20 protein-coding genes are annotated in these 20,422 nt (G+C 35.1%); 8 read left to right on the forward strand and 12 right to left on the reverse strand.

The window, feature by feature from the left end:
- Positions 1-5 precede the first annotated feature (5 nt).
- From E2R68_RS11330 to E2R68_RS11350, 5 genes are all read left to right on the forward strand, one after another.
- Positions 6-956 carry an ABC transporter substrate-binding protein gene (locus tag E2R68_RS11330; protein WP_134277800.1) on the forward strand — a complete coding sequence of 317 codons (951 nt, stop codon included), beginning with the start codon at positions 6-8 and terminating at the stop codon, positions 954-956.
- A gap of 48 nt (positions 957-1,004) precedes the next feature.
- The gene (locus tag E2R68_RS11335) at positions 1,005-1,682 is read left to right on the forward strand and encodes a TenA family protein (RefSeq protein ID WP_134277801.1); all 678 of its coding nucleotides are present in this window, start codon (positions 1,005-1,007) and stop codon (positions 1,680-1,682) included.
- 5 nt (positions 1,683-1,687) lie between these two features.
- On the forward strand, positions 1,688-2,503 hold the full coding sequence (gene thiM, locus E2R68_RS11340; RefSeq protein WP_134277802.1) for a hydroxyethylthiazole kinase: 816 nt from the start codon (positions 1,688-1,690) through the stop codon (positions 2,501-2,503).
- A gap of 33 nt (positions 2,504-2,536) precedes the next feature.
- Entirely contained in the window at positions 2,537-3,166 is a 630-nt protein-coding gene (gene thiE / locus E2R68_RS11345) for a thiamine phosphate synthase (protein ID WP_134277803.1), read from the forward strand.
- 190 nt (positions 3,167-3,356) lie between these two features.
- On the forward strand, positions 3,357-4,244 hold the full coding sequence (locus E2R68_RS11350) for a LysR family transcriptional regulator (RefSeq protein ID WP_134277804.1): 888 nt from the start codon (positions 3,357-3,359) through the stop codon (positions 4,242-4,244).
- Between the two features lie 121 nt (positions 4,245-4,365).
- Here the strand turns inward: E2R68_RS11350 and E2R68_RS11355 are convergent, their stop codons facing one another.
- From E2R68_RS11355 to E2R68_RS11370, 4 genes are all read right to left on the reverse strand, one after another.
- Positions 4,366-5,097, reverse strand: a complete 732-nt coding sequence (locus tag E2R68_RS11355; RefSeq protein ID WP_134277805.1) for an EF-hand domain-containing protein — start codon at positions 5,095-5,097, stop codon at positions 4,366-4,368.
- 333 nt (positions 5,098-5,430) lie between these two features.
- Positions 5,431-6,099, reverse strand: a complete 669-nt coding sequence (locus E2R68_RS11360) for a response regulator (protein ID WP_208380217.1) — start codon at positions 6,097-6,099, stop codon at positions 5,431-5,433.
- Positions 6,100-6,108: 9 nt separating this feature from the next.
- Complete coding sequence (locus E2R68_RS11365) at positions 6,109-7,509, reverse strand: ATP-binding protein (RefSeq protein WP_134277807.1); 1,401 nt, start codon at positions 7,507-7,509, stop codon at positions 6,109-6,111.
- A 176-nt stretch (positions 7,510-7,685) separates the two neighbouring features.
- Entirely contained in the window at positions 7,686-9,914 is a 2,229-nt protein-coding gene (locus tag E2R68_RS11370; RefSeq protein ID WP_134277808.1) for an NADP-dependent isocitrate dehydrogenase, read from the reverse strand.
- 268 nt (positions 9,915-10,182) lie between these two features.
- Between E2R68_RS11370 and E2R68_RS11375 the strand changes: the two genes are divergently transcribed.
- A complete protein-coding gene (locus tag E2R68_RS11375; RefSeq protein WP_243834667.1) occupies positions 10,183-10,878 on the forward strand; it encodes an rRNA large subunit pseudouridine synthase E in 696 nt (231 codons plus the stop codon).
- 52 nt (positions 10,879-10,930) lie between these two features.
- Here the strand turns inward: E2R68_RS11375 and murI are convergent, their stop codons facing one another.
- Positions 10,931-11,758 carry a glutamate racemase gene (gene murI / locus E2R68_RS11380; RefSeq protein ID WP_134277809.1) on the reverse strand — a complete coding sequence of 276 codons (828 nt, stop codon included), beginning with the start codon at positions 11,756-11,758 and terminating at the stop codon, positions 10,931-10,933.
- Between the two features lie 191 nt (positions 11,759-11,949).
- On the opposite strand from murI, the gene trmA reads away from it, so the two are divergent.
- A complete protein-coding gene (trmA, locus tag E2R68_RS11385; protein ID WP_134277810.1) occupies positions 11,950-13,053 on the forward strand; it encodes a tRNA (uridine(54)-C5)-methyltransferase TrmA in 1,104 nt (367 codons plus the stop codon).
- 97 nt (positions 13,054-13,150) lie between these two features.
- Here trmA and E2R68_RS11390 read toward each other — a convergent pair whose 3' ends face one another.
- The 7 genes from E2R68_RS11390 to ftsY all read right to left on the reverse strand — a co-directional run bounded on the left by E2R68_RS11390 (position 13,151) and on the right by ftsY (position 19,721).
- A complete protein-coding gene (locus tag E2R68_RS11390; RefSeq protein WP_134277811.1) occupies positions 13,151-14,074 on the reverse strand; it encodes a dienelactone hydrolase family protein in 924 nt (307 codons plus the stop codon).
- A 176-nt stretch (positions 14,075-14,250) separates the two neighbouring features.
- Complete coding sequence (locus tag E2R68_RS11395) at positions 14,251-15,093, reverse strand: prephenate dehydratase (protein ID WP_134277812.1); 843 nt, start codon at positions 15,091-15,093, stop codon at positions 14,251-14,253.
- A gap of 63 nt (positions 15,094-15,156) precedes the next feature.
- Positions 15,157-16,005 (reverse strand): RNA polymerase sigma factor RpoH, encoded by an 849-nt coding sequence (rpoH, locus tag E2R68_RS11400; RefSeq protein ID WP_134277813.1) that lies wholly within the window; start codon positions 16,003-16,005, stop codon positions 15,157-15,159.
- A gap of 113 nt (positions 16,006-16,118) precedes the next feature.
- Positions 16,119-16,439: a hypothetical protein gene (locus tag E2R68_RS11405; RefSeq protein ID WP_134277814.1), complete on the reverse strand. Its 321-nt coding sequence runs from the start codon at positions 16,437-16,439 to the stop codon at positions 16,119-16,121.
- 129 nt (positions 16,440-16,568) lie between these two features.
- On the reverse strand, positions 16,569-17,558 hold the full coding sequence (ftsX, locus tag E2R68_RS11410; RefSeq protein WP_134277815.1) for a permease-like cell division protein FtsX: 990 nt from the start codon (positions 17,556-17,558) through the stop codon (positions 16,569-16,571).
- The gene (gene ftsE, locus E2R68_RS11415) at positions 17,548-18,231 is read right to left on the reverse strand and encodes a cell division ATP-binding protein FtsE (RefSeq protein WP_134277816.1); all 684 of its coding nucleotides are present in this window, start codon (positions 18,229-18,231) and stop codon (positions 17,548-17,550) included. Before ftsE ends, ftsX begins: the two co-directional genes overlap by 11 nt.
- Positions 18,228-19,721: a signal recognition particle-docking protein FtsY gene (ftsY, locus tag E2R68_RS11420; RefSeq protein WP_134277817.1), complete on the reverse strand. Its 1,494-nt coding sequence runs from the start codon at positions 19,719-19,721 to the stop codon at positions 18,228-18,230. The genes ftsE and ftsY overlap by 4 nt, the downstream gene beginning before the upstream one ends.
- Positions 19,722-19,816: 95 nt before the next feature.
- Between ftsY and rsmD the strand changes: the two genes are divergently transcribed.
- Complete coding sequence (gene rsmD, locus E2R68_RS11425) at positions 19,817-20,422, forward strand: 16S rRNA (guanine(966)-N(2))-methyltransferase RsmD (RefSeq protein WP_134277818.1); 606 nt, start codon at positions 19,817-19,819, stop codon at positions 20,420-20,422.

Here is a 20,422-nt window from a genome sequence, read left to right on the forward strand (position 1 = left end):
ACCATATGAAAAAGCAGTTTATTTTAATTTTATTCACCGTACTCACAACATTATTATCATTTACAGCACAGGCTGAAACAAAAAAAGTAACTTTAATGTTAGATTGGTTTGTTAATCCAAATCACGGTCCAATTGTTATTGCACAACAACGAGGCTATTTTAAAGAGCAAGGCTTAGCAGTCACCATACAAGAACCAGCTGACCCAAGCATGCCCCCAAAATTAGTTGCAGCAGGAAATGTTGACCTTGCAATCACTTATCAACCAAGCTTAATTATTGATGTTGCAGAAGGTTTACCTTTAGTACGCTCAGCAACGCTTATTTCTACCCCTCTTAATACATTGATGGTGTTAGATAATGGTAAAATTAATAGCCTTAAAGATCTCAAAGGTAAAAAAATTGGTGTTTCTATTTCAGGCTCTGAAGAAGTCAGCATACGCCAAATGTTATCCTCTTCAGGTGTTGATTATAAAGATATCCAAATAATCAATGTAGGTTGGGCTCTTTCTTCATCATTAGCATCGGGAAGAGTTGATGCTATTTGGGGCGGTATGCGCAACTTTGAAACCAATCAACTTGCCATTGAAGGATTTAAAGCAAAAGCTTACTTTCCAGAAGAGCATGGGATTCCAACATACGATGAGTTAGTGATCGTAGCAAATGCCAAAAAATATGATGCAAAGATGATTAACGCATTCAATAAGGCAATAGAACAAGCAACTACTTACATTGTTAATCATCCAAAAGATGCGTGGAAAGAATTCATAAGCTACGCGCCAGATACATTAAATAACGAACTAAATAAACGTGCTTGGAATGATACATTAACACGTTTTGCATTACGTCCAGCGGCGATTGATTTAAAGCGATATGACGATTATGCGCAGTTTATGTTTGATAACAAACAGATTAAAACGCTACCCAACGCAAAGGATTACATGCCAATATTTGAATAATATTGCAAATGATTAAACCGGGTTTATAACTAACAAAATGAGAAGATCATGAACCATCAAGACTTAATTAATGCTTGCCGATCTGATTGGCAAGCTTATACACAACATGAGTTTGTGCTGACTTTAGCGAATGGTAGTTTAGCGCAACCATGTTTTTTACATTACCTTAAACAAGATTTTTTATTTCTAAAACAGTACGCTCGCGCTTATGCTTTAGCTATCTATAAAGCAAATACGCTAGCTGATATGCGTAAAGCATTACCTAGTGTACACGCTTTATTAGACTCTGAAATCAATCATCATGTCACTTATTGTGCAGACTGGGGATTAACAGAAGCTGATTTAGAAACTGAAGATGAAGACTTTGGTACCGTGGCTTATACTCGTTATGTTTTAGACGCAGGCATGAGTGGTGACCTAGTTGATTTATATGCAGCTTTAGCGCCCTGCTCTATTGGTTATGCAGAAATAGGACGCTTATTAGCAAAAGATAGCAAGACTAAAAAAGTAGATAACCCATTCTCAAGTTGGATCGATTTATACTCAGGAGAAGAATTTCAAAAAAGTGTTGCCGATGGAGCAAAACATTTTGACCAATTATTAGCTGAGATTGATGTTAAAAGTCAGCGAGGCCAACGCCTTATTAATGTATTTAAAACAGCAACTCGAATGGAAGTTGCCTTTTGGCAACAAGGTTTAAACGCAATGATTGACGGTAAGGTATAAAAACAATGACTAATCAACAATCAGAAACAAAAGTACAAATAATTACTGATGCTTTAAAAACATTACGAGCACAAAAGCCTCTCGTTGTTAACATAACTAATTATGTGGTAATGAATAATACAGCAAATGCATTATTAGCAATTGGTGCTTCTCCAATCATGGCCCACTCTCGTCAAGAAATGGCAGAAATGATGTCGTTTAGTGGAGCTTTAGTGATCAATATTGGCACTTTAGATGAGCAATGGATCCCACGAATGATGTTTGCAGTTGAGCAAGCAAATTTAAATAATAAAGTAGTAGTGTTAGATCCTGTTGGTTGTGGAGCAAGTACATTGAGAACAGAGACTGCTCGTCAAGTCGCTAAACTAGCAAAACATTTAATTGTTCGAGCAAACGCCTCTGAAATCATCGCGTTAGCAGGCGAACAAGCACAAAGTAAAGGTGTTGATTCACTTGATAGTAGCCAAGCGGCTGTAGGTGCAGCCCGTTATTTAGTGACAACTTATCAATGTAATATTGTGATCTCTGGTGAAGTTGATTACATCATTACAGAAAATGATGAAATTCAGCTTCATAATGGTCATGTGATGATGCCTAATATCACAGGAATGGGCTGTAGTTTAAGTGCATTAACAGGTGCTTTTGCCGCGATTGGAGAAGATACTGGCCTAGCCGCTACAGCCATTTTAGGTGTAGCAGGCGAAATAGCTGCAGAGTTATCTGCAGGTCCAGGTAGTTTACAAATGAACTTGCTCGATGTGTTATATCAGTTAGATACAACAACATTAATGAGCCGTTTAAAATTAACTGTAAATAATTAAATCGCTCACCCTATTTTGAATCAAGGAAATAACATGTCCGCATATTGCCTCTATCTTGTCACAGATGATAAACAAGATATTAATACCTTAATTAATGTGGTCAATGAGGCTGTATCTGGAGGTGTCACTATGGTACAAGTACGAGAAAAAAGTGGTCACATTCAATCATTTATTAAAAGAGCAAAAGCAGTCAAAAATATTTTAAAAGATACAAACGTTAAACTCATTATTAATGATAGAGTGGATGTTGCATTGGCAATCGATGCTGATGGAGTGCATTTAGGTCAATCTGATATGCCAGCAAGTATCGCTCGCAAATTAATAGGAGCAAATAAACTATTGGGACTTTCAATTGAAAATGAACAACAACTTATTGAAGCTAACTCATTACCTCTTGATTACATTGGTTTAAGTGCTATTTTTTCCACGCCAACAAAAACGAACATAAAAAAACAATGGGGTATTGAAGGCTTAAAGAAAGCAATGCAAATAAGTCATTTTCCTATTGTTGCTATCGGTGGAATTAACCAAAAAAATCTGACTGATATTATTCAAACAGGCGTTGATGGAGTTGCATTGGTTTCAGCAATTTGCCATGCAAAAAATCCTAAAAAAGCAGCATCATTATTACGCTTACAAATACAAGAAGCACAAATCAACTAGCCTAATATTCCTATTTATCAACAGCATAAAAACTCGATCAATTTTCGTTAAGAATAACTTACAATATTTCTGTTATAGTTAATCAAAGCAAAACCAATTTCATTAACTATGTATCTATATTTATACAGAAGAATAGATCTGAGAATGAGTGTGATTGGTGTAATTATCAATAAAAATATAATGGTCAATAATGAATATTACCCTAAAACAGTTACATGTATTTATTACGATTACACAAGAAAAAACCTTAACAGCGGCTTCGGAAAAGTTATTTTTAAGTAAACCGGCAGTCAGCATGGCATTAGCTGAATTAGAAAAGCAGCTAGGCCATAAGTTATTTGAAAGAAAAAATAATCGTTTATTAATTAATGAAATGGGTAGAGCCTTATTACCTTTGGCCGATGAACAAATAGAGCGTAGCCAAGCCATCACTAGTTTATTTGATAATAATAACTTCCAAGGAAAAATTAGAATTGGCTCAAGTAATACTGTCGGTAACCATTTATTACCTATTTTATTAGCACAATTTCGAGCTTTCAAAAATCATCATGACCAATCTATGTGTATCGATAACAGCACCAGCATCGGAGAACAACTCAAAGATTATGAACTTGATATCGCATTAGTTGAAGCTTTGCTCGTAGATAAGCAATTACACGTAGAACGTTGGATCAAAGATGAAATGGTTATTGTTGCCAATCCACAACACCCACTAATCAATAAAAATTTAATCTCTATACATGATCTAAATAAACAAGCTTGGATCTTACGAGAAGAAGGTTCAGGTACTCGACACTTTTTTCTTAATCATATTGGTAAGCATCTAACGGATCTTAATATCGCCTTTGAATTAAAATCCACCGAAGCAATTATTAATTGCTGTGCAGCAGACTTAGGGATTGGATGTATGGCAAAAACGGCAGCAAGACATGCTTTGCAAGATAAGCGAGTTGTTACATTACCCATCGATATTGATATGTCGCGTGATTTATACCTAGTTTGGCATAAAGATAAGTACCAAAGCCCAATACTAAAAGAGTTTATTGAGTATTGTCAGCAATGGAGTTTACCTTTCTAAGTTGCTTGAAAGTTCTCTTTATACAAAAAGGTTTGATGAATTTACTCACCAAACCTTCATATTAAAAGAAGTGAAAATTAGAATGACTCAACTTCTTATAAAAAAATATTATTTACAGGGCCTATTTGGCTGCTTGTTTTTGTCCCTTTTTTTCTTCCATTTTTTGTTCAACAAATGCTTTGTGCTCTTCTTTTGTAATAACACCATTGCCATCTGCATCTAACATTGCAAAAGTAGGACGATTTTTTTCACGTTCCGCACGCTTCGCTTCTTTTGCTGCCGTCATTGCATCAAATTCTTGTTTTGAGATTTGACCATTGCCATCAGTATCAAATTTAGCTAAGTGCTTTTCTTTACCGCCTTTTCTTCCTTTATGCTGCTTACCACCTTTATTTTCTTTATCCGCTTTTTTAGCTTCTTTCATCGCTTGACGCTCTTCTTTTGAAATCTGACCATTTCCATCAGTATCAATTGAAGCAAATGTTGGGCGGTTTTTATCTCGATCTGCTTGGCGTTCTTGCATTGCAGCAACAGCAGCATTAAATTCTGCTTCAGTTACTTCACCATTGTTATCTGTATCCATCTTTTTAAAGTGGTTTTGCCCTTTTCCTTTTCGCTTTCCTTTCATCATTTGCTTCATTACATCAAATTCAGCTTCTGTAATTGAACCATCTTTATCTGTATCAATATTGGCAAAGAATTTACTTACTTTTCCAGTTGCTTCATCGGCAGAAATAACGCCGTTGCTATTGTTATCAAAACTAGCAAAGTCTTTACCATGACCATTAGCCGCCATTGTTAATGAACTTGTTGCCATTAAAACTGCACCACCTAATATAAATAACTTTTTCATATTGACCTCTTTATTTAAATAAAGCTCACCTTGTTGAGCCGATATGTAAACTATAGAGAATCATTGTGAAGAAAAAATGGAGAAAAAATGGAGTTAACCAATGACTGTAAAAAAGAGAGAGTCATTAACAAAGAATATAAAGTAGCAGTAAAAAAAACAGCACTACTTTAACCATACATTATACCAATTACATTAACGATGAGATCTACATTTTGCACAGAAAAAAATTAATTCGAGGCGTAAATGGAGATAAATGGTTGTTTCAACCATAAAATTCATAACAAAGAAAAAATTAATTTAAAGAAATAAAATCAGCCGCTTATACCACTTCCGTTATAGCGCAAAGCGATAACCAACTCCATAGATAGATTGAATACAATCGACTTCTGCATCGACACTTTGAATTTTTCGACGTAAGTTTTTAATGTGACTATCGATCGTTCTATCTGTCACAATACGATTATCGGAATAAATCTGCGACATAAGTTGATCACGACTAAATACACGATCTCGATGTTGATAAAAATGAAATAACAAACGAAATTCAGCACGAGTTAAATTAACTTCTTTACCTTTGACTAATACTTGCATTGTAGCTTCATCAATACTCAACACTTGTGAAGAAACTTTTACATCATCATGAGTACGACGTAATATATTTTTTACTCGCACAACAACTTCCCGAGGGCTATAAGGTTTACAAATATAATCGTCAGCACCTAACTCTAAGCCAATTAAACGATCAATTTCATCTACTCTAGCTGTTGCCATCACTACAGGTACATTTGTAAAAGTACGTAACTCTCGATAAATATCTAAACCATTTTTTCCTGGCAACATTAAATCTAATATAATTAAATCAATAGTATGTTTTTTTACCCAGTCAACAACTGACACTCCATCATTAATAATATCAGTAATAAAACCAGACTGATTAAGATACTCACCTAATACTTGTGCTAATGATTGTTCGTCTTCTACGATTAAAATATGCTGAGACATTGTTATTCCTTATTTATGAGAAGCAACTGATAGTGGCAAACTAATAGTGATAGCTAATCCACCTAGCTGTGAATGTGTTGCAACCATCTTACCTTGATGTGCTTGTACAATTTTTTGGCAAATAGATAACCCTAATCCTGCGCCACCACTTAAACGACTACGAGATTTATCTACTCGGTATAAACGTTCAAATAACTTTGGCAATGCCTCTTCAGGGACACCTGGAGCACTGTCTTCAATACAGATATTGACCAATTTATTACTACAACTTAAGTGTACTTTTAATGAGCCTGGCGCGTCGGTATAACGCAGACTATTTTCTAATAAATTAGAGAGCAATTGAGTTAATGACTTTTTATCGCCTTCAATCCAAACAGCCTCTGCTGTATCAAAAGAAGTCTGTAACTGAATATTTTTTTCTGTACTACGTAATTGGTATTGAGCACAACTTGTATTAATAATTTGTAATACATCAACTCGATCCGATAAATCAAATTGTATGCCTTCATCAGATAATGATAATTGATATAAATCATTCACCAACTCGCTCAAATTTTGTACCTGATAATGTAACGAATTAATATATTTAGGCTCTGCTTTTCGAATACCGTCTTGTATTGCTTCAATCTCACTCTTTAAGACTGAAATAGGGGTGCGTAATTCGTGTGATATATCAGCGAGCCATTGCTCTCTACTTTCTTTTTGATGCAACAAACTACGGCTTAATTCATTAAAACGATTTGATAAAGCGGCAAGCTCATCTTCGCCGCTGACTTCTATTTGCGTCGAATAATCGCCTTCTTGCAATGCACAAGCTGCGTTTTCTAGACGTTTCAGAGGAGTTAAAAAATGACGAACTAATAACCATGCTAAAACAAAAGAAAGTAATGTCATCCATAAAACAACCCACATAAAATGAGTTTGTTGTTGATGATAAAAGCTTCTTTCTAAGGCACCAGATATTGCATTGTGTTTTTTGGTAACAACCCAGCCAATTGTTTTTTCTTGTTGTTTAATAGGAACTTTAATTAATTCATCTTGAGGTTTGGGTTTACGATTATTGAAAATAGAAATGAAACTCTCATCTAATATATCAATACGTTTAAGAAAACGACGAGTTCGATTGTCTAGTTTCTTTGGTTCTTCCCCTCCTTTTACAGGACGAAAAAAAACAGGAGCCGCGGCTACTTCCCATTCATCAATCGTTAACTTTTTCCAACCTGTTTGTTCTGAATAATAAGGCGATATTTGTTCTGCAATTAATTGCATTCTCTCTTCTTCACCTCGATTAACATAATTCTTTAAACCAGATTGAAAGCTATAATTAATTAACCAAGCCATACCTAGTACCATCAAAGTACAAATAAACAGCATTGATATCAGAATTTTTTTGAACAAGGTAAAGCGCATTAACAGTCCTTTTAACTAAAATAAAATTTTCTAAGTATTAACTGTAACGTAAAACTAACGTTATAAATGCGATTATTTTTCAACTTTTTATTTTTTATAATGCTTAAAAGCAAAAAAGCCATTAAGTAAATACTTAATGGCTTTTAAACTGATTAGGTTAAAGCGGTATAAGTAGCTTAAATATTATCAATTGAAGCATTTAATGTTGCACTTGGACGCATCGCTGCAGTCACTTTCGCAGGGTCTGTATGGAAATAACCACCTAGATCAACCGTTACACCTTGTGCATCGTTAAGCTCTTGAACAATAACAGTTTCATTGCTTAATAATACTTCAGCTAATGGTTTAAATTGCGCTTGTAGCTCAAGATCTTTAGTTTGTGTTGCAAGAGCTTCAGCCCAGTACATAGCCAGGTAGAAGTGACTACCACGGTTATCTAATTCACCCACTTTACGTGAAGGAGATTTATCTTCTTTTAAGAATTTACCGTTAGCTACATGCAACGCTTCAGCTAAAACAACTGCTTTTTCGTTACCTGTTTTAGCTGCAATATCTTCAATTGATACTGCTAATGCTAAGAACTCACCTAAAGAATCCCAACGTAAGTGGTTTTCTTCAGTAAACTGTTGAACATGCTTAGGAGCTGAACCACCAGCCCCTGTTTCAAATAGGCCACCACCATTAAGTAGCGGTACAATTGAAAGCATTTTAGCACTTGTACCCAATTCTAAAATTGGGAATAAATCTGTTAAGTAATCACGTAAAACGTTACCAGTTACAGAGATAGTATTTTTACCTTCTTTAACACGTTGTAAAGTGTATTTACATGCATCAACAGGCGCTAATATTTGGATATCTAAACCACTTGTATCATGATCTTTAAGGTAAATATTTACCTTAGCGATTAGATTTTTATCGTGAGCACGTTTTTCATCTAACCAGAAAATTGCTGGTTGGCCAGTTGCTTGTGCACGACTAACCGCTAAACGAACCCAATCTCGGATTGGAATGTCTTTAGCTTGACACATACGCCAGATATCACCTTCCTCAACATCGTGAGACATTAATGTGTTACCAGCAGAATCCGTTACTTTAACCGTACCCGCTTCAGTAATTTGGAATGTCTTATCATGTGAACCGTATTCTTCAGCTTTCTGAGCCATTAAACCAACGTTTGATACGTTACCCATTATTGCTGGATCAAAAGCACCATTTTCACGACAAAATTTAATAGTTTCTTCGTAGATACCTGAGTAACAACGGTCAGGGATCATTGCTTTAGTATCTTCAAGGTTACCTTCTGCATTCCACATTTGACCGCTAGAACGAACCATAGCAGGCATAGAAGCATCGATGATCACATCACTTGGTACGTGTAAGTTAGTAATGCCTTTATCAGAATCAACCATTGCTAAACTTGGGCGTGTTACGTAAACCGCAGCGATGTCAGCTTCAATAACCGCTTTTTGATCTGCAGGTAAGCTAGCAATTTTAGCGTAAACATCACCTAATCCATTGCGCTCATCAACACCTAGCTCTTTAAATAAGTCAGCGTGTTTTGCAAATACATCTTTAAAGTAAACAGTTACAGCATGACCAAACATAATAGGATCAGACACTTTCATCATGGTTGCTTTAAGGTGTAAAGAAAGCATGATGTTGTTTTCTTTCGCTTCCGTCATCTCTTTTTCAAAAAAAGCACGTAGCGCTTTAGCACTCATACGAGATGAATCAATAATTTCATCTTTTAATACTGGTGTAGATGCTTTTAATACGCTTGTTTGGCCTGCAGTGTTAGTGAATTCGATTTTAACATCATCATTTTGACCTAATACAACTGATTGCTCAGAGCTGTAAAAATCGCCATCTGTCATGTTTGCCACATGAGATTTAGACTCTGTAGACCATTTGCCCATACGGTGCGGATGGTCTTGTGCATATTGCTTAACAGCATCAGCAACACGACGGTCAGAGTTACCTTCACGTAATACAGGGTTTACTGCACTACCTAAGACTTTAGCGTAACGTGCTTGTGTTTCTTTTTCTTCATCAGTTGTCGCTACTTCAGGGTAATTTGGTAAGTCAAAACCATGTGCTTGTAATTCTTTAATTGCCGCTTGTAATTGTGGGATAGAGGCACTTACATTCGGTAATTTAATAATATTTGCTTCAGGTGTTTTAGCTAAATCACCTAATTCAGCTAACGTATCAGCTTGTTGCTGTGCTGGCGGTAACTTGTCAGAGAAGTTAGCAATAATTCGAGCTGCTACAGAGATGTCACGAGTTTCTACTACGATATTTGCTGCTTTAGTAAATGCATTAACGATTGGTAATAGAGAGTGAGTTGCAAGTGCAGGTGCTTCATCTGTTTGCGTATAGATGATCTTTGCTGATTTATCTGTCATTTTATTTCCTTTAACAAAAATTTATGAGGTGAATTAATAGCGTGAAAAATGTTATCAAAATGTTACATGTGATAATTATGCGCATATAATAACGAAAAAAATAAAATTATCTAGCTCCACTTAAACAAGTATTCAATTTTAACTAAAACAAGATCATTATTTGTGAAGCTTGTGTTAGAGATTGATTAACATAACATTTCATAGTGGATACTGCTTGGAAAAATTATTCTGCTACAATGACTATTTTTAACTGCTTTAAGGATAATAAGTGAATCAACCAACAAACAAAAAAAGTAATAACAAATTTAAAGCAGACTCAAATTCAAATAAACGTAAGACTAAAAAAAACTCTCACTTTAATGTTAAAAAATCTGCTCATAAAACCTTTGTCCCTAAAAAAACACTACCTAAATCGATGCAAAAAATCGTGCTATTTAATAAGCCTTTTGACGTATTAAGTCAGTTTACCGATGAAGGCAATAAAAATAACTTCCGTGAAACATTAAAAGACTATATCGATATTCCTGATATTTATGCCGCCGGTCGTTTAGATAGAGATAGTGAAGGTTTATTAGTATTAACCAATGATGGACAATTGCAGGCTGACATTACTCAACCAGGCAAAAAAACTGAAAAAACTTACTGGGTTCAAGTAGAAGGCGCACCAACTGAGCATGATTTAGAAAAATTACGCCAAGGTGTCAAACTCAAAGATGGTATGACCTTACCTGCAAAAGCTAAAATAATGGATAATCCTGATATTTGGGAGCGTTATCCGCCTATTCGCGAGCGAGCAAATATTCCTACTACATGGTTAAGTCTAACGATCTCTGAAGGTCGTAATCGTCAAGTGCGTCGTATGACTGCAAACATTGGTTTCCCGACATTACGTTTAATTCGTTATTCAATTGGGGAGTGGACAATAAAAGGGTTAGATAACGGTACTTATAAACAACTGTCTTGAATACCCGTTAAATAAAAATTCTCCGCATTTAGCAGAACACAAAGTCACATGTTTATAAATCACAGAATGTCATCCTCTGAAAAGAGTACTCAGCAAAACTACACTTCAATGTTGATAAATGTTCAGTATTTGTAAAATTTTTTGTATAAAAAGCTTGGTGTTCTTGCTTAGTCTTATTGCAGGGGGATAGTTTAAGTGCTTTATGATCCAAGGTTAATAATTGTTTTACGCGAACAGCAATTGCGGCTCCTGAATCAACAAAATAAATAGGACGATCAAAGCATGCCTCTATCTCATCTTTTATCAATGGAAAATGTGTGCAACCTAATACAATGGTATCTGGCATATTATGTTCATTCTTAAGCCAAGGGCTAACAACGGCTTTTACATCATTAAGGTTAATGCTTTTACCAATTAACTTATCTTCAGCTAAGGTAACTAATTTAGTTGAACCGATTCGTAATACCGTTTTTCCTGTCGCAAATTGCTCAATTAAAGTTGTGGTATAAGCTCGCTCAATTGTGCCCGGTGTCGCCAATAAACCAATGACATTGTTTTGTGTTATGAGAGTAGCAGGTTTAATCGCAGGCACAACACCAACGATAGGAATAGAAAAGTGCTTTCGTAACGCTTCTAATGCAACTGTACTTGCAGAGTTACAAGCAATCACCAATAGATCGGCAGGATGCTGCGACATAAACTCGCTTAATAATTGAATAAGTCGTTTAATCAGCTGTAAATGAGGTAATTCACCATAAGGAAAATAAGCATTATCAAACAAATAATGACATTTGATCGAAGGGGTTAGTTTAATGATCTGTTGATATACCGACAAACCACCTACCCCTGAATCAAATATAAGTACTCGTTTTGCAGGCATCTTGCTTATTCCTAAGTAAAAAAAAGTATTTTAGCCTGTAATAACAAAAGAAAGAAACAAAATGATCTTCACCTGCTTATTGCTATTAGCGGTTTTAACTAGCCAACAGCTACAGCCTGTTTTAGAATGCCCCTCCATTTAAGTACTATTCAAAAGATAGTGAACAATAGCGTTAGAATACAGAGGTAAAAATGAGCTTAGAATTTGTTGATCCGGATAACTATGAATCACAATTAAATGCTAAAAAAGAGCAGTTTACAGAACTCTTTTCAACCTTTGAATTACCAGAACTAGAGTGTTTTGCATCAGAAAAATTACATTATCGTATGCGTAGTCAATTTCGAGTTTGGCACGAAGATGAAGAATTGTATTTTTATATGACAGACCAAGAAACAAAAGCGCGTATTCGCGTCGATCAGTTTTTACCCGCTAGCACTTTAATTAACCAGTTAATGCCTCGTTTAGTGGAAGAATTAAAAGTCTCTCCTATTTTACGCTACAAACTATTCCAAGCGAATTTTATATCTAGTCTGAACGGCGAAATTATGGTGAGCTTGCTTTACCATAAACCCTTAGATGATGAATGGTTAACAGCAATTAAAGCGTTAAAAGAACGCTTATCAAAAGATTTTTCCATTAATATTATTGGTCGAGCAAGAAAGCAAAAGTTCATTGTTGATAATGACTTTGTTATTGAAAAATTAGATGTTGATGGCCAGCAGTTAACTTATCAACAAGTTGAGAATAGCTTTACTCAGCCTAATGCTAAAGTATCTATTAATATGCTGGAATGGGCAATTGATTGCACCCGAAATAGTCAAGGTGATTTATTGGAGTTATATTGCGGTAACGGTAACTTCTCATTAGCATTGGCTAAAAACTTTAAGCGAGTATTAGCAACTGAAGTATCAAAACCCGCCGTACACTCAGCACAATTTAATATCACTGAAAATAATATTGATAATGTAGCAATTATTCGTATGTCTGCAGAAGAGTTTACACAAGCGATTAATGGTGTTCGTGAATTTAATCGTTTAAAAGAAAGTGGTATAGATTTATCAAGCTATCAATGCAACACTATTTTTGTTGACCCTCCTCGTGCAGGACTTGATGATGGGACAGTTAAGATGGTGCAGAAATATGACAATATAATGTACATCAGCTGCAACCCTGAAACACTTAAAAATAACCTAGATGTATTTACTCAAACCCATGAAATTAAAAGATTTTCATTGTTTGATCAGTTTCCTTATACACACCATACAGAAGCCGGTGTCTTTTTAGTCAAACGCTAAGCAATTAATTAGCAAAGAATAAGCCCAAGTAAAAAGAGCTGATTACACCTGTCATTCAGCTCTTTTTTGAGAATGATTTTATATTCGCTTTATATACTTAACCGCTAACTAAGTTCTTTGTAAAGAAGGCTAACGTTCTATCCCACGCTAACTCAGCCATTTTTGGATCATAACGAGCGGTAGAGTCATTATGGAAACCATGATTTGCTTTTTCATACATATACATAGTGTAATCAACGTTATTTGCTTTTAAATCAACCTCATAATCTGGCCAATAAGCATTTACTCTTTTATCAAGTTCACCTAGTTGAATTAATAATGGTGATTTAATATTTTTTCTTAACTTTTGCTCCGCTGGCGTACCATAAAAAGAAACACCTGCATCTAATATCTGTGGAACATTCGTCGCTAATAAATTAACAATATAACCACCAAAACAAAAACCTACAGCACCTAATTTTCCAGAGCTTAATGGATGGGCTTTTAAGAATGTAGCAGCAGCAATAAAGTCTTGTTCAATTTTATTTTTATCAAGTGACTTTTGCATCACTTTACCTTCATCATCATTTCCAGGATAACCACCTAATGAGTATAAAGCATCTGGGGCAAAGGCAATGAAGCCTGCTTTGGCTAAACGGCGAGCCACATCTTTAATATAGGGATTTAATCCCCTATTCTCATGTATAACCAAAACAACAGGTAATTTCCCATCAACTTTTTTAGGCGTTACAAAATAACCTCGTCCTTCGCCATAACCTTTTGGAGAAGGGAAAGTGAGGTAACTAGCTGTAATTGACTCATCGTTAAAAGAAACCTGCTCAGCTAAAGCATAGTTAGGCAATAATGCACTTGAAAGCATGGCTAAGGTAATACCTGCCCCAGTCATTCCAGCAAGTCTTTTTAAGAAGGTTCGTCTATCGATATCACCATGTGCATATTCGTCATACCAATCAAATGCTTCAACTGGTATTTGTACCGCATCAACTTGATCTAATTGGGTTACTTCCTTTTCATTGCTCATACTCACACTCACTCTATTAAGGGGTTATAGTGTTAAAAATAATCAAGTTAAAACATAGCCAATTTTTAAGTCAGTGTAAAATTAATTAACTTATTTTTAACATAAAGGTGAGAGGTAAACGATATTAAAGGAAGTGATATAGAAACTTTTATTACTAGGAAAAATAATAGCAGTCGTTAATTTGCTTTAATATATGACCCAATTACAGTCACTGCATATTGTTTTTTTATCTGCGCAAGCGCTGCTGCAATGTGAGCATCTTCTTGATGCCCATCTACATCAATAAAAAAATGGTAATTACCAATTTGAGAACGAGTAGGACGAGACATTATTGAGGTTAAATTAACTTTTTGTAACGCAAATGCACTCACAATATGCCCTAATACGCCGGGACAATCTTGCTTATTATTAACCACTAATGTTGTTTTATATTGTTTACCTTCAACCCGGGGTTGTGGCTTTTCTGATATGACTAAAAAACGAGTTTGGTTATTTGCATAATTAGTTACATCGTTATTAATTAATTTCGCATCTTGCGCATGAGTAAGTGCATGCTGCGGAATAATAGCCCCTGCCGTTTTACCTTTTTTTTGTGCAAGAATTAAAGATTCAATATTACTTTGTGCCGTATGCACCTGCACCCCTGTTAAACTATTAATAAACTCAGAACATTGTCCATGTGCAACAAATTGTACATATAAATCACGAAGTTCTGACATATCTTCACAAAAACCAACAAATGAAAACTGAATTGGTAATAATAATTCAGAAATAACTGATAACTTAGTGTTAAGCAACTGATCTAAAACAACTTGTACATAACCTTCAGACAAGTTTTCTATAGGTAATACACCTAACTGACACTCATTTCCAACCGCTTCGAAAGTTTGAGATAACGTCGAATAATATTGAATATGGGTATTTTCTACTGAGTTTTGTTCTTGTATTGCTTGAATATATTGCTTGGTGGCAAGGTCTGAAAATGTATCTTTAGGGCCAAGAGTTGCAATAGTAAGCATAGAATACCGAGAGATTATCGAAAGAGAATATAAAAGGTGAGCATTCAGCTCACCTAATAATGTTTAAAAATCCATATTAGTTTTTAATTTTTTAAGTGCATTTGCTTCTAACTGACGAACACGTTCAGCAGAAATATTATACCGTGCAGCTAAATCATGTAATGTCGCTTTTGGTTCGCTTAACCAACGAGAACTTAAGATATCTTGGCTACGAGAATCTAATGTTGATAATGCAGAATACAATTTATCTTTAGTATGTGACTCAGTATTTTCTTGCTCAATCTGAGTCTCTACACTTGCACTTTTATCTTCTAGGTAATGCATCGGTGAAAAATTATTATCGTCATCATCATTAACACTTAAATCAAATGAATGATCTTGCGCATTTAAACGAGATTCCATTTCAAGAACATCTTTAGTACTTACATTTAAGTCCGCAGCAACAGCTTCTACTTCTTCTTTTTTGAACCAACCTAAACGCTTTTTAGATTTGCGAAGGTTAAAAAATAATTTTCGCTGTGCTTTGGTCGTTGCAATTTTAACAACACGCCAATTACGAATAACATATTCATGAATTTCAGCTTTTATCCAATGTACAGCAAAAGAAACAAGGCGTACGCCAACGGTTGGATCAAAGCGTTTAACCGCTTTCATTAAACCTACGTTACCTTCTTGAATTAAATCAGCTTGGGCTAAACCATAACCTGCATAACTTTTAGCGATATAAGCAACAAAACGAAGATGTGACATAACTAGCTTTTTAGCTGCTTCTAAATCACCCTCATAGAATAAACGTTCTGCTAGCTCTTGCTCTTCTTCAGCGCTTAGCTTAGAAAATGAGTTTACAGATTGAACATAGGCTCCAATACTTCCTTGAGGAATAAGACTCATTGAATTTATTGTTTCACTCATGTTTCACCTTTGAATACTTAAATTTTGAAAATAGGAGTTTTCTTATTAGAAATAACGATGCTCATTATACAGTAGCAAATTGAAAATAAAATATATTAACTTAACAATAAAGGTTAACTAGCTATCAAAAAATTTAAATAACACTTTTTCTCTAGTTTACGCTTAACATAACGTGATAACCAATACTGCGCTAATGTATGATTTTGTAAAACATCTCTAAAATGTAAAGAATTAATACGCATCATTTGACCATGGTGTAAATCAAAAGTTCCATAGGCAATCAAAGTATTGTTACGACGAATAACTAATACTTCTTTACAATCAGCAATTAAATTACCTAATTCCATATTTTTTTGCAGAGCAATTTGCTCCTGAATTAATGCTTGGCATATAGGAGATGAGATTGGTAGCAACTTAATATCAATACTTTTCATAAAAATTCCTGTATTAAATCAGCCTCACCAACACCGTGAGATGGGTCACATATTACAGGCAAAAAAAAAGAGATCAAGCCTGATCTCTTCAATTTACATTTCTTTACAATTGCTCTCTAACGCAGCATTTTATTTCGGTTCAATTTTTACAAGATATTGTTTTACGGAGATAAATGATGCAATAAACCCTAACAAAGCTCCGACACCAAGTAAAGTTGCAGACTCTTGGAAATTTAGTGAAATAATTTCAAATTGAACTTGATATACACCCGTTAAACTCATCACCCCAGACTGCAACCACAGTACTAAAATAAAAGTAAATAACCAAGCAATAAGGCCACCTAAAAATCCATACCAAGCTCCGATATAAATATAGGGCAACTGAATAAAACTATTGGTGGCCCCAACCAGCTTTAACACTTCAATTTCGGATCGCTGATTGAGGATATTAAGACGAATAGTATTACTCACAATTAAAAGTACAGAGAGTAATAATAAAGCAGCAATGCCGATAACAATATCAACAACTAGGTAGAAAATAGCCTGTAATTTTTCAATCCAATCAATATCAACCCGCACCAGATCTATATCTTGTTCTCGCTCTAATTTTGCAACCAAAAGCTTACTGCCCGCTGTATTCATGGCAGACTTAACAGGAATAACCACTAATACCGCAGGTAATGGGTTTTCATCTAAATAATTAAGTGCCTTTGAAAAGCCAGACATCTCTTTAAATTCTTCTAAAGCTTGATGACGCGAAATATACGTAACGGTTTCTATATCTTTATATAGACTGAGTTTATTGATCAATACTTGTACACGCTCTTCAGAAATATCTTTCTTTAAGAAAAGACTAATTTCAGACGCACTGTCCCATTGACCACTAACGCGCTCCACATTTTTATACAAAACATGAAAAACAGTAGGTAATGAAAGCGCAATACCTAACACCAAAATTGTCATAACTGTCGCAAAAGGTGTTTTCCATAATTCAGTAAAACTTGCAGTCAATTGACGAGTATGTTGCCCTAAGCTTGATTTAATACGTCCTATTAAAGAGACTTTATTAATTCTTGGTGAGCCAGATAACTTTTTATTTCCTTCCATATTAATACTCATTACGTTCCCTCAACAAGCCATCATTAATCATTTCACCTTCACGTAAAGTGAGAGTGCGGTAGCGCATTTTAGCAATCAGACCTAAATCATGCGTTGCGATTAATACAGACATACCAAATTCATTTAATGATTCAAATAAACTTAAAATTTCTAACGATAATTTTGGGTCTAAATTACCCGTAGGTTCATCGGCTAATAATAATGGAGGTTGATTAATAATAGCGCGAGCAATACCAACACGTTGCTGTTCACCACCAGATAAATGAATAGGAAAACTATTTTCTTTACCTGATAAACCTACTTTTTCAAGTGCAGACAGACTACGACGTTTAATCTCATAACGACTATAACCTTCAATCAATAACGGTAGCCCTACATTTTCAAGTACCGTTCTATTCATCAACAAACGATGATCCTGAAAAATCATACCAATATGACGACGTAGATAAGGAATATCGTTACCTTTGATATGACTAATATCGTTGCCATTTAAAACAATTCGTCCCGTTGTCGGGCGTTCCATTAAACTGACTAATTTTAACAAGGTGCTTTTACCTGAACCTGAATGACCGGTTAAAAATGCCATTTCACCTTGTTTTAAATGGAAATCTACTTTATTTAAAGCAACTTGGTTGTCAGCATATATCTTGCTAACCTCTTCAAATAATATCATTGTATTTTTCCACCTTGTTCTGAATCATCTTCCTTAGAAAAAAGAGCATCAATAAATTCCTTTGCATTAAACTCTCTTAAATCATCGATACCTTCACCAACACCAATATAGCGAATAGGTAATTTAAATTGATCAGCAATTGAGAAAATAATCCCACCTTTTGCTGTTCCATCTAGCTTAGTAAAAGTAACCCCTGTTAACCCAACTGCTTCATGAAACAATTTAACTTGGCTAATTGCATTTTGACCTGTGCCAGCATCAATTGTTAACATTATTTCATGTGGAGCTGTTGCATCTTTTTTACGCATAATACGTACAACTTTTGCAAGTTCATCCATGAGATGATCTTTATTTTGTAAACGACCCGCAGTATCTGCAATTAAAACATCTGCTCCTCGAGCGTGTGCAGCATCCATTGCATCAAATAAGACAGAAGCACTATCAGCGCCAGTCTGTTGAGCAATAACAGGGATATCATTACGTTCCCCCCATACTTGTAATTGTTCAACGGCTGCAGCTCTAAATGTATCACCCGCCGCAAGCATTACTGATTTTCCTTCACTTTGATATTTTTTAGCAAGTTTGCCAATAGTTGTAGTTTTACCAACACCATTAACCCCTACCATTAAAATAACATAAGGCTTTTTATCTTCATCAATCACTAATGGTTTTTCAACTTTTTGCAAAATATCTGATAGATCTTTTTTCAATAACTCATAAAGGACTTCAGCATCTTTTAGTTGTTTTCTATTAGCATGGTCGGTCAAATTTTCAATGATACGTAAAGTGGTTTCAACACCAATATCTGCAACAATTAATTGCTCTTCTAATTCTTCAAAAAGATCATCATCTATTTTTTTGCCTTTAAATAATGATAATAATCCGCTACCAATATTTAGACGAGTTTTCTTCAAACCGAGCGCAAAGCGAGCAAAAAAACCTAATTTTTTTTCTTTTTGTTTAGGTTGCTTTGCATTTTCCTCATCAACAAGTTCACTTTCATTCCTAGTGCTTGCATCTTGCTCTTGAGCTAATATTTCAGCCTGTTTTGCAGCTTCAGCGGCTGCTAATTCAGTTTCTTTTTGGGCTAAAACCTCTGCCTGTCGTGCAGCTTCAGCGGCGGCTAACTCAGCTTCTTTTTGGGCTAAAATTTCGGCCTGTCGAGCAGCTTCAGCAGCGGCTAATTCAGCTTCTTTTTGGGCTAAAATCTCGGCCTGTCGTGCTGCTTCAGCGGCGGCTAACTTAGCCTCTTCTTTTGCTAAAATCTCTGCCTGTCGTGCAACTTCAGCGGCGGCTAACTTAGCCTCTTCTTTTGCTAAAATCTCGGCCTGTCGTGCAACTTCAGCAGCTGCTAACTCAGCTTGTTGATTAGACTTGTCTACATCACTTTCGTTAGTGAGTGATTCCTGTAATGTATCTTTATCTTGCTGTTCTGTTTTCTCGACTGATTTTCTAGAAAACCATGAAAACATTCCTTTCTTCTTTGACATTAATTAAAAACCTTACTAACAACCTGTTTACCCTGCTAAAATAGCTAGCATATTGAAACGCTATATTAACACTATCTTGCCGGACTAAAAATTATATGCGCAAAAATCAACGTGCTTTAACACAAGAAAAAAGCAGAAAATCGACTAATGACGGATTTATTCGCCTGATCTCTGGTCAATGGCGGGGAAAAAAGTTACCAGTAAAGGATAAACAAGGTTTACGACCAACAACAGATCGCACCAAAGAAACACTTTTTAATTGGTTAATGCATGATATTCGAAAAGCAAATTGTTTAGATTGCTTTAGTGGAAGTGGTAGTTTAGGTTTCGAAGCATTATCTCGCTATGCCAATTTCTGTACTTTTTTAGAGCTTGATAAGCAAGTCGTAAATCAATTACAAACCAATATCAACATGCTTAAAGTAGAAAATGCACAAATCATTCAAGGTGATTCGCTTGCATATTTATCATCCCCAGCCAAACAACAATATACCGTTGTTTTTATTGACCCCCCATTTAATAAAGGTTTAGTTCAACCTTGTATTGAACAATTAGAAACGAAGGGACATTTAGCTGATAATTCCCTTATTTATGTTGAATTAGAAAATGAATTAACAAATCTTTCTATACCTGATAATTGGGATTTATTAAAAGAAAAAATATCGGGACAAGTACGTTATCAATTATTTAAGAGAAGCTAA

Origin of the sequence: Psychromonas algarum, from assembly GCF_004376845.1 — a bacterium.
GTDB lineage: Bacteria > Pseudomonadota > Gammaproteobacteria > Enterobacterales > Psychromonadaceae > Psychromonas.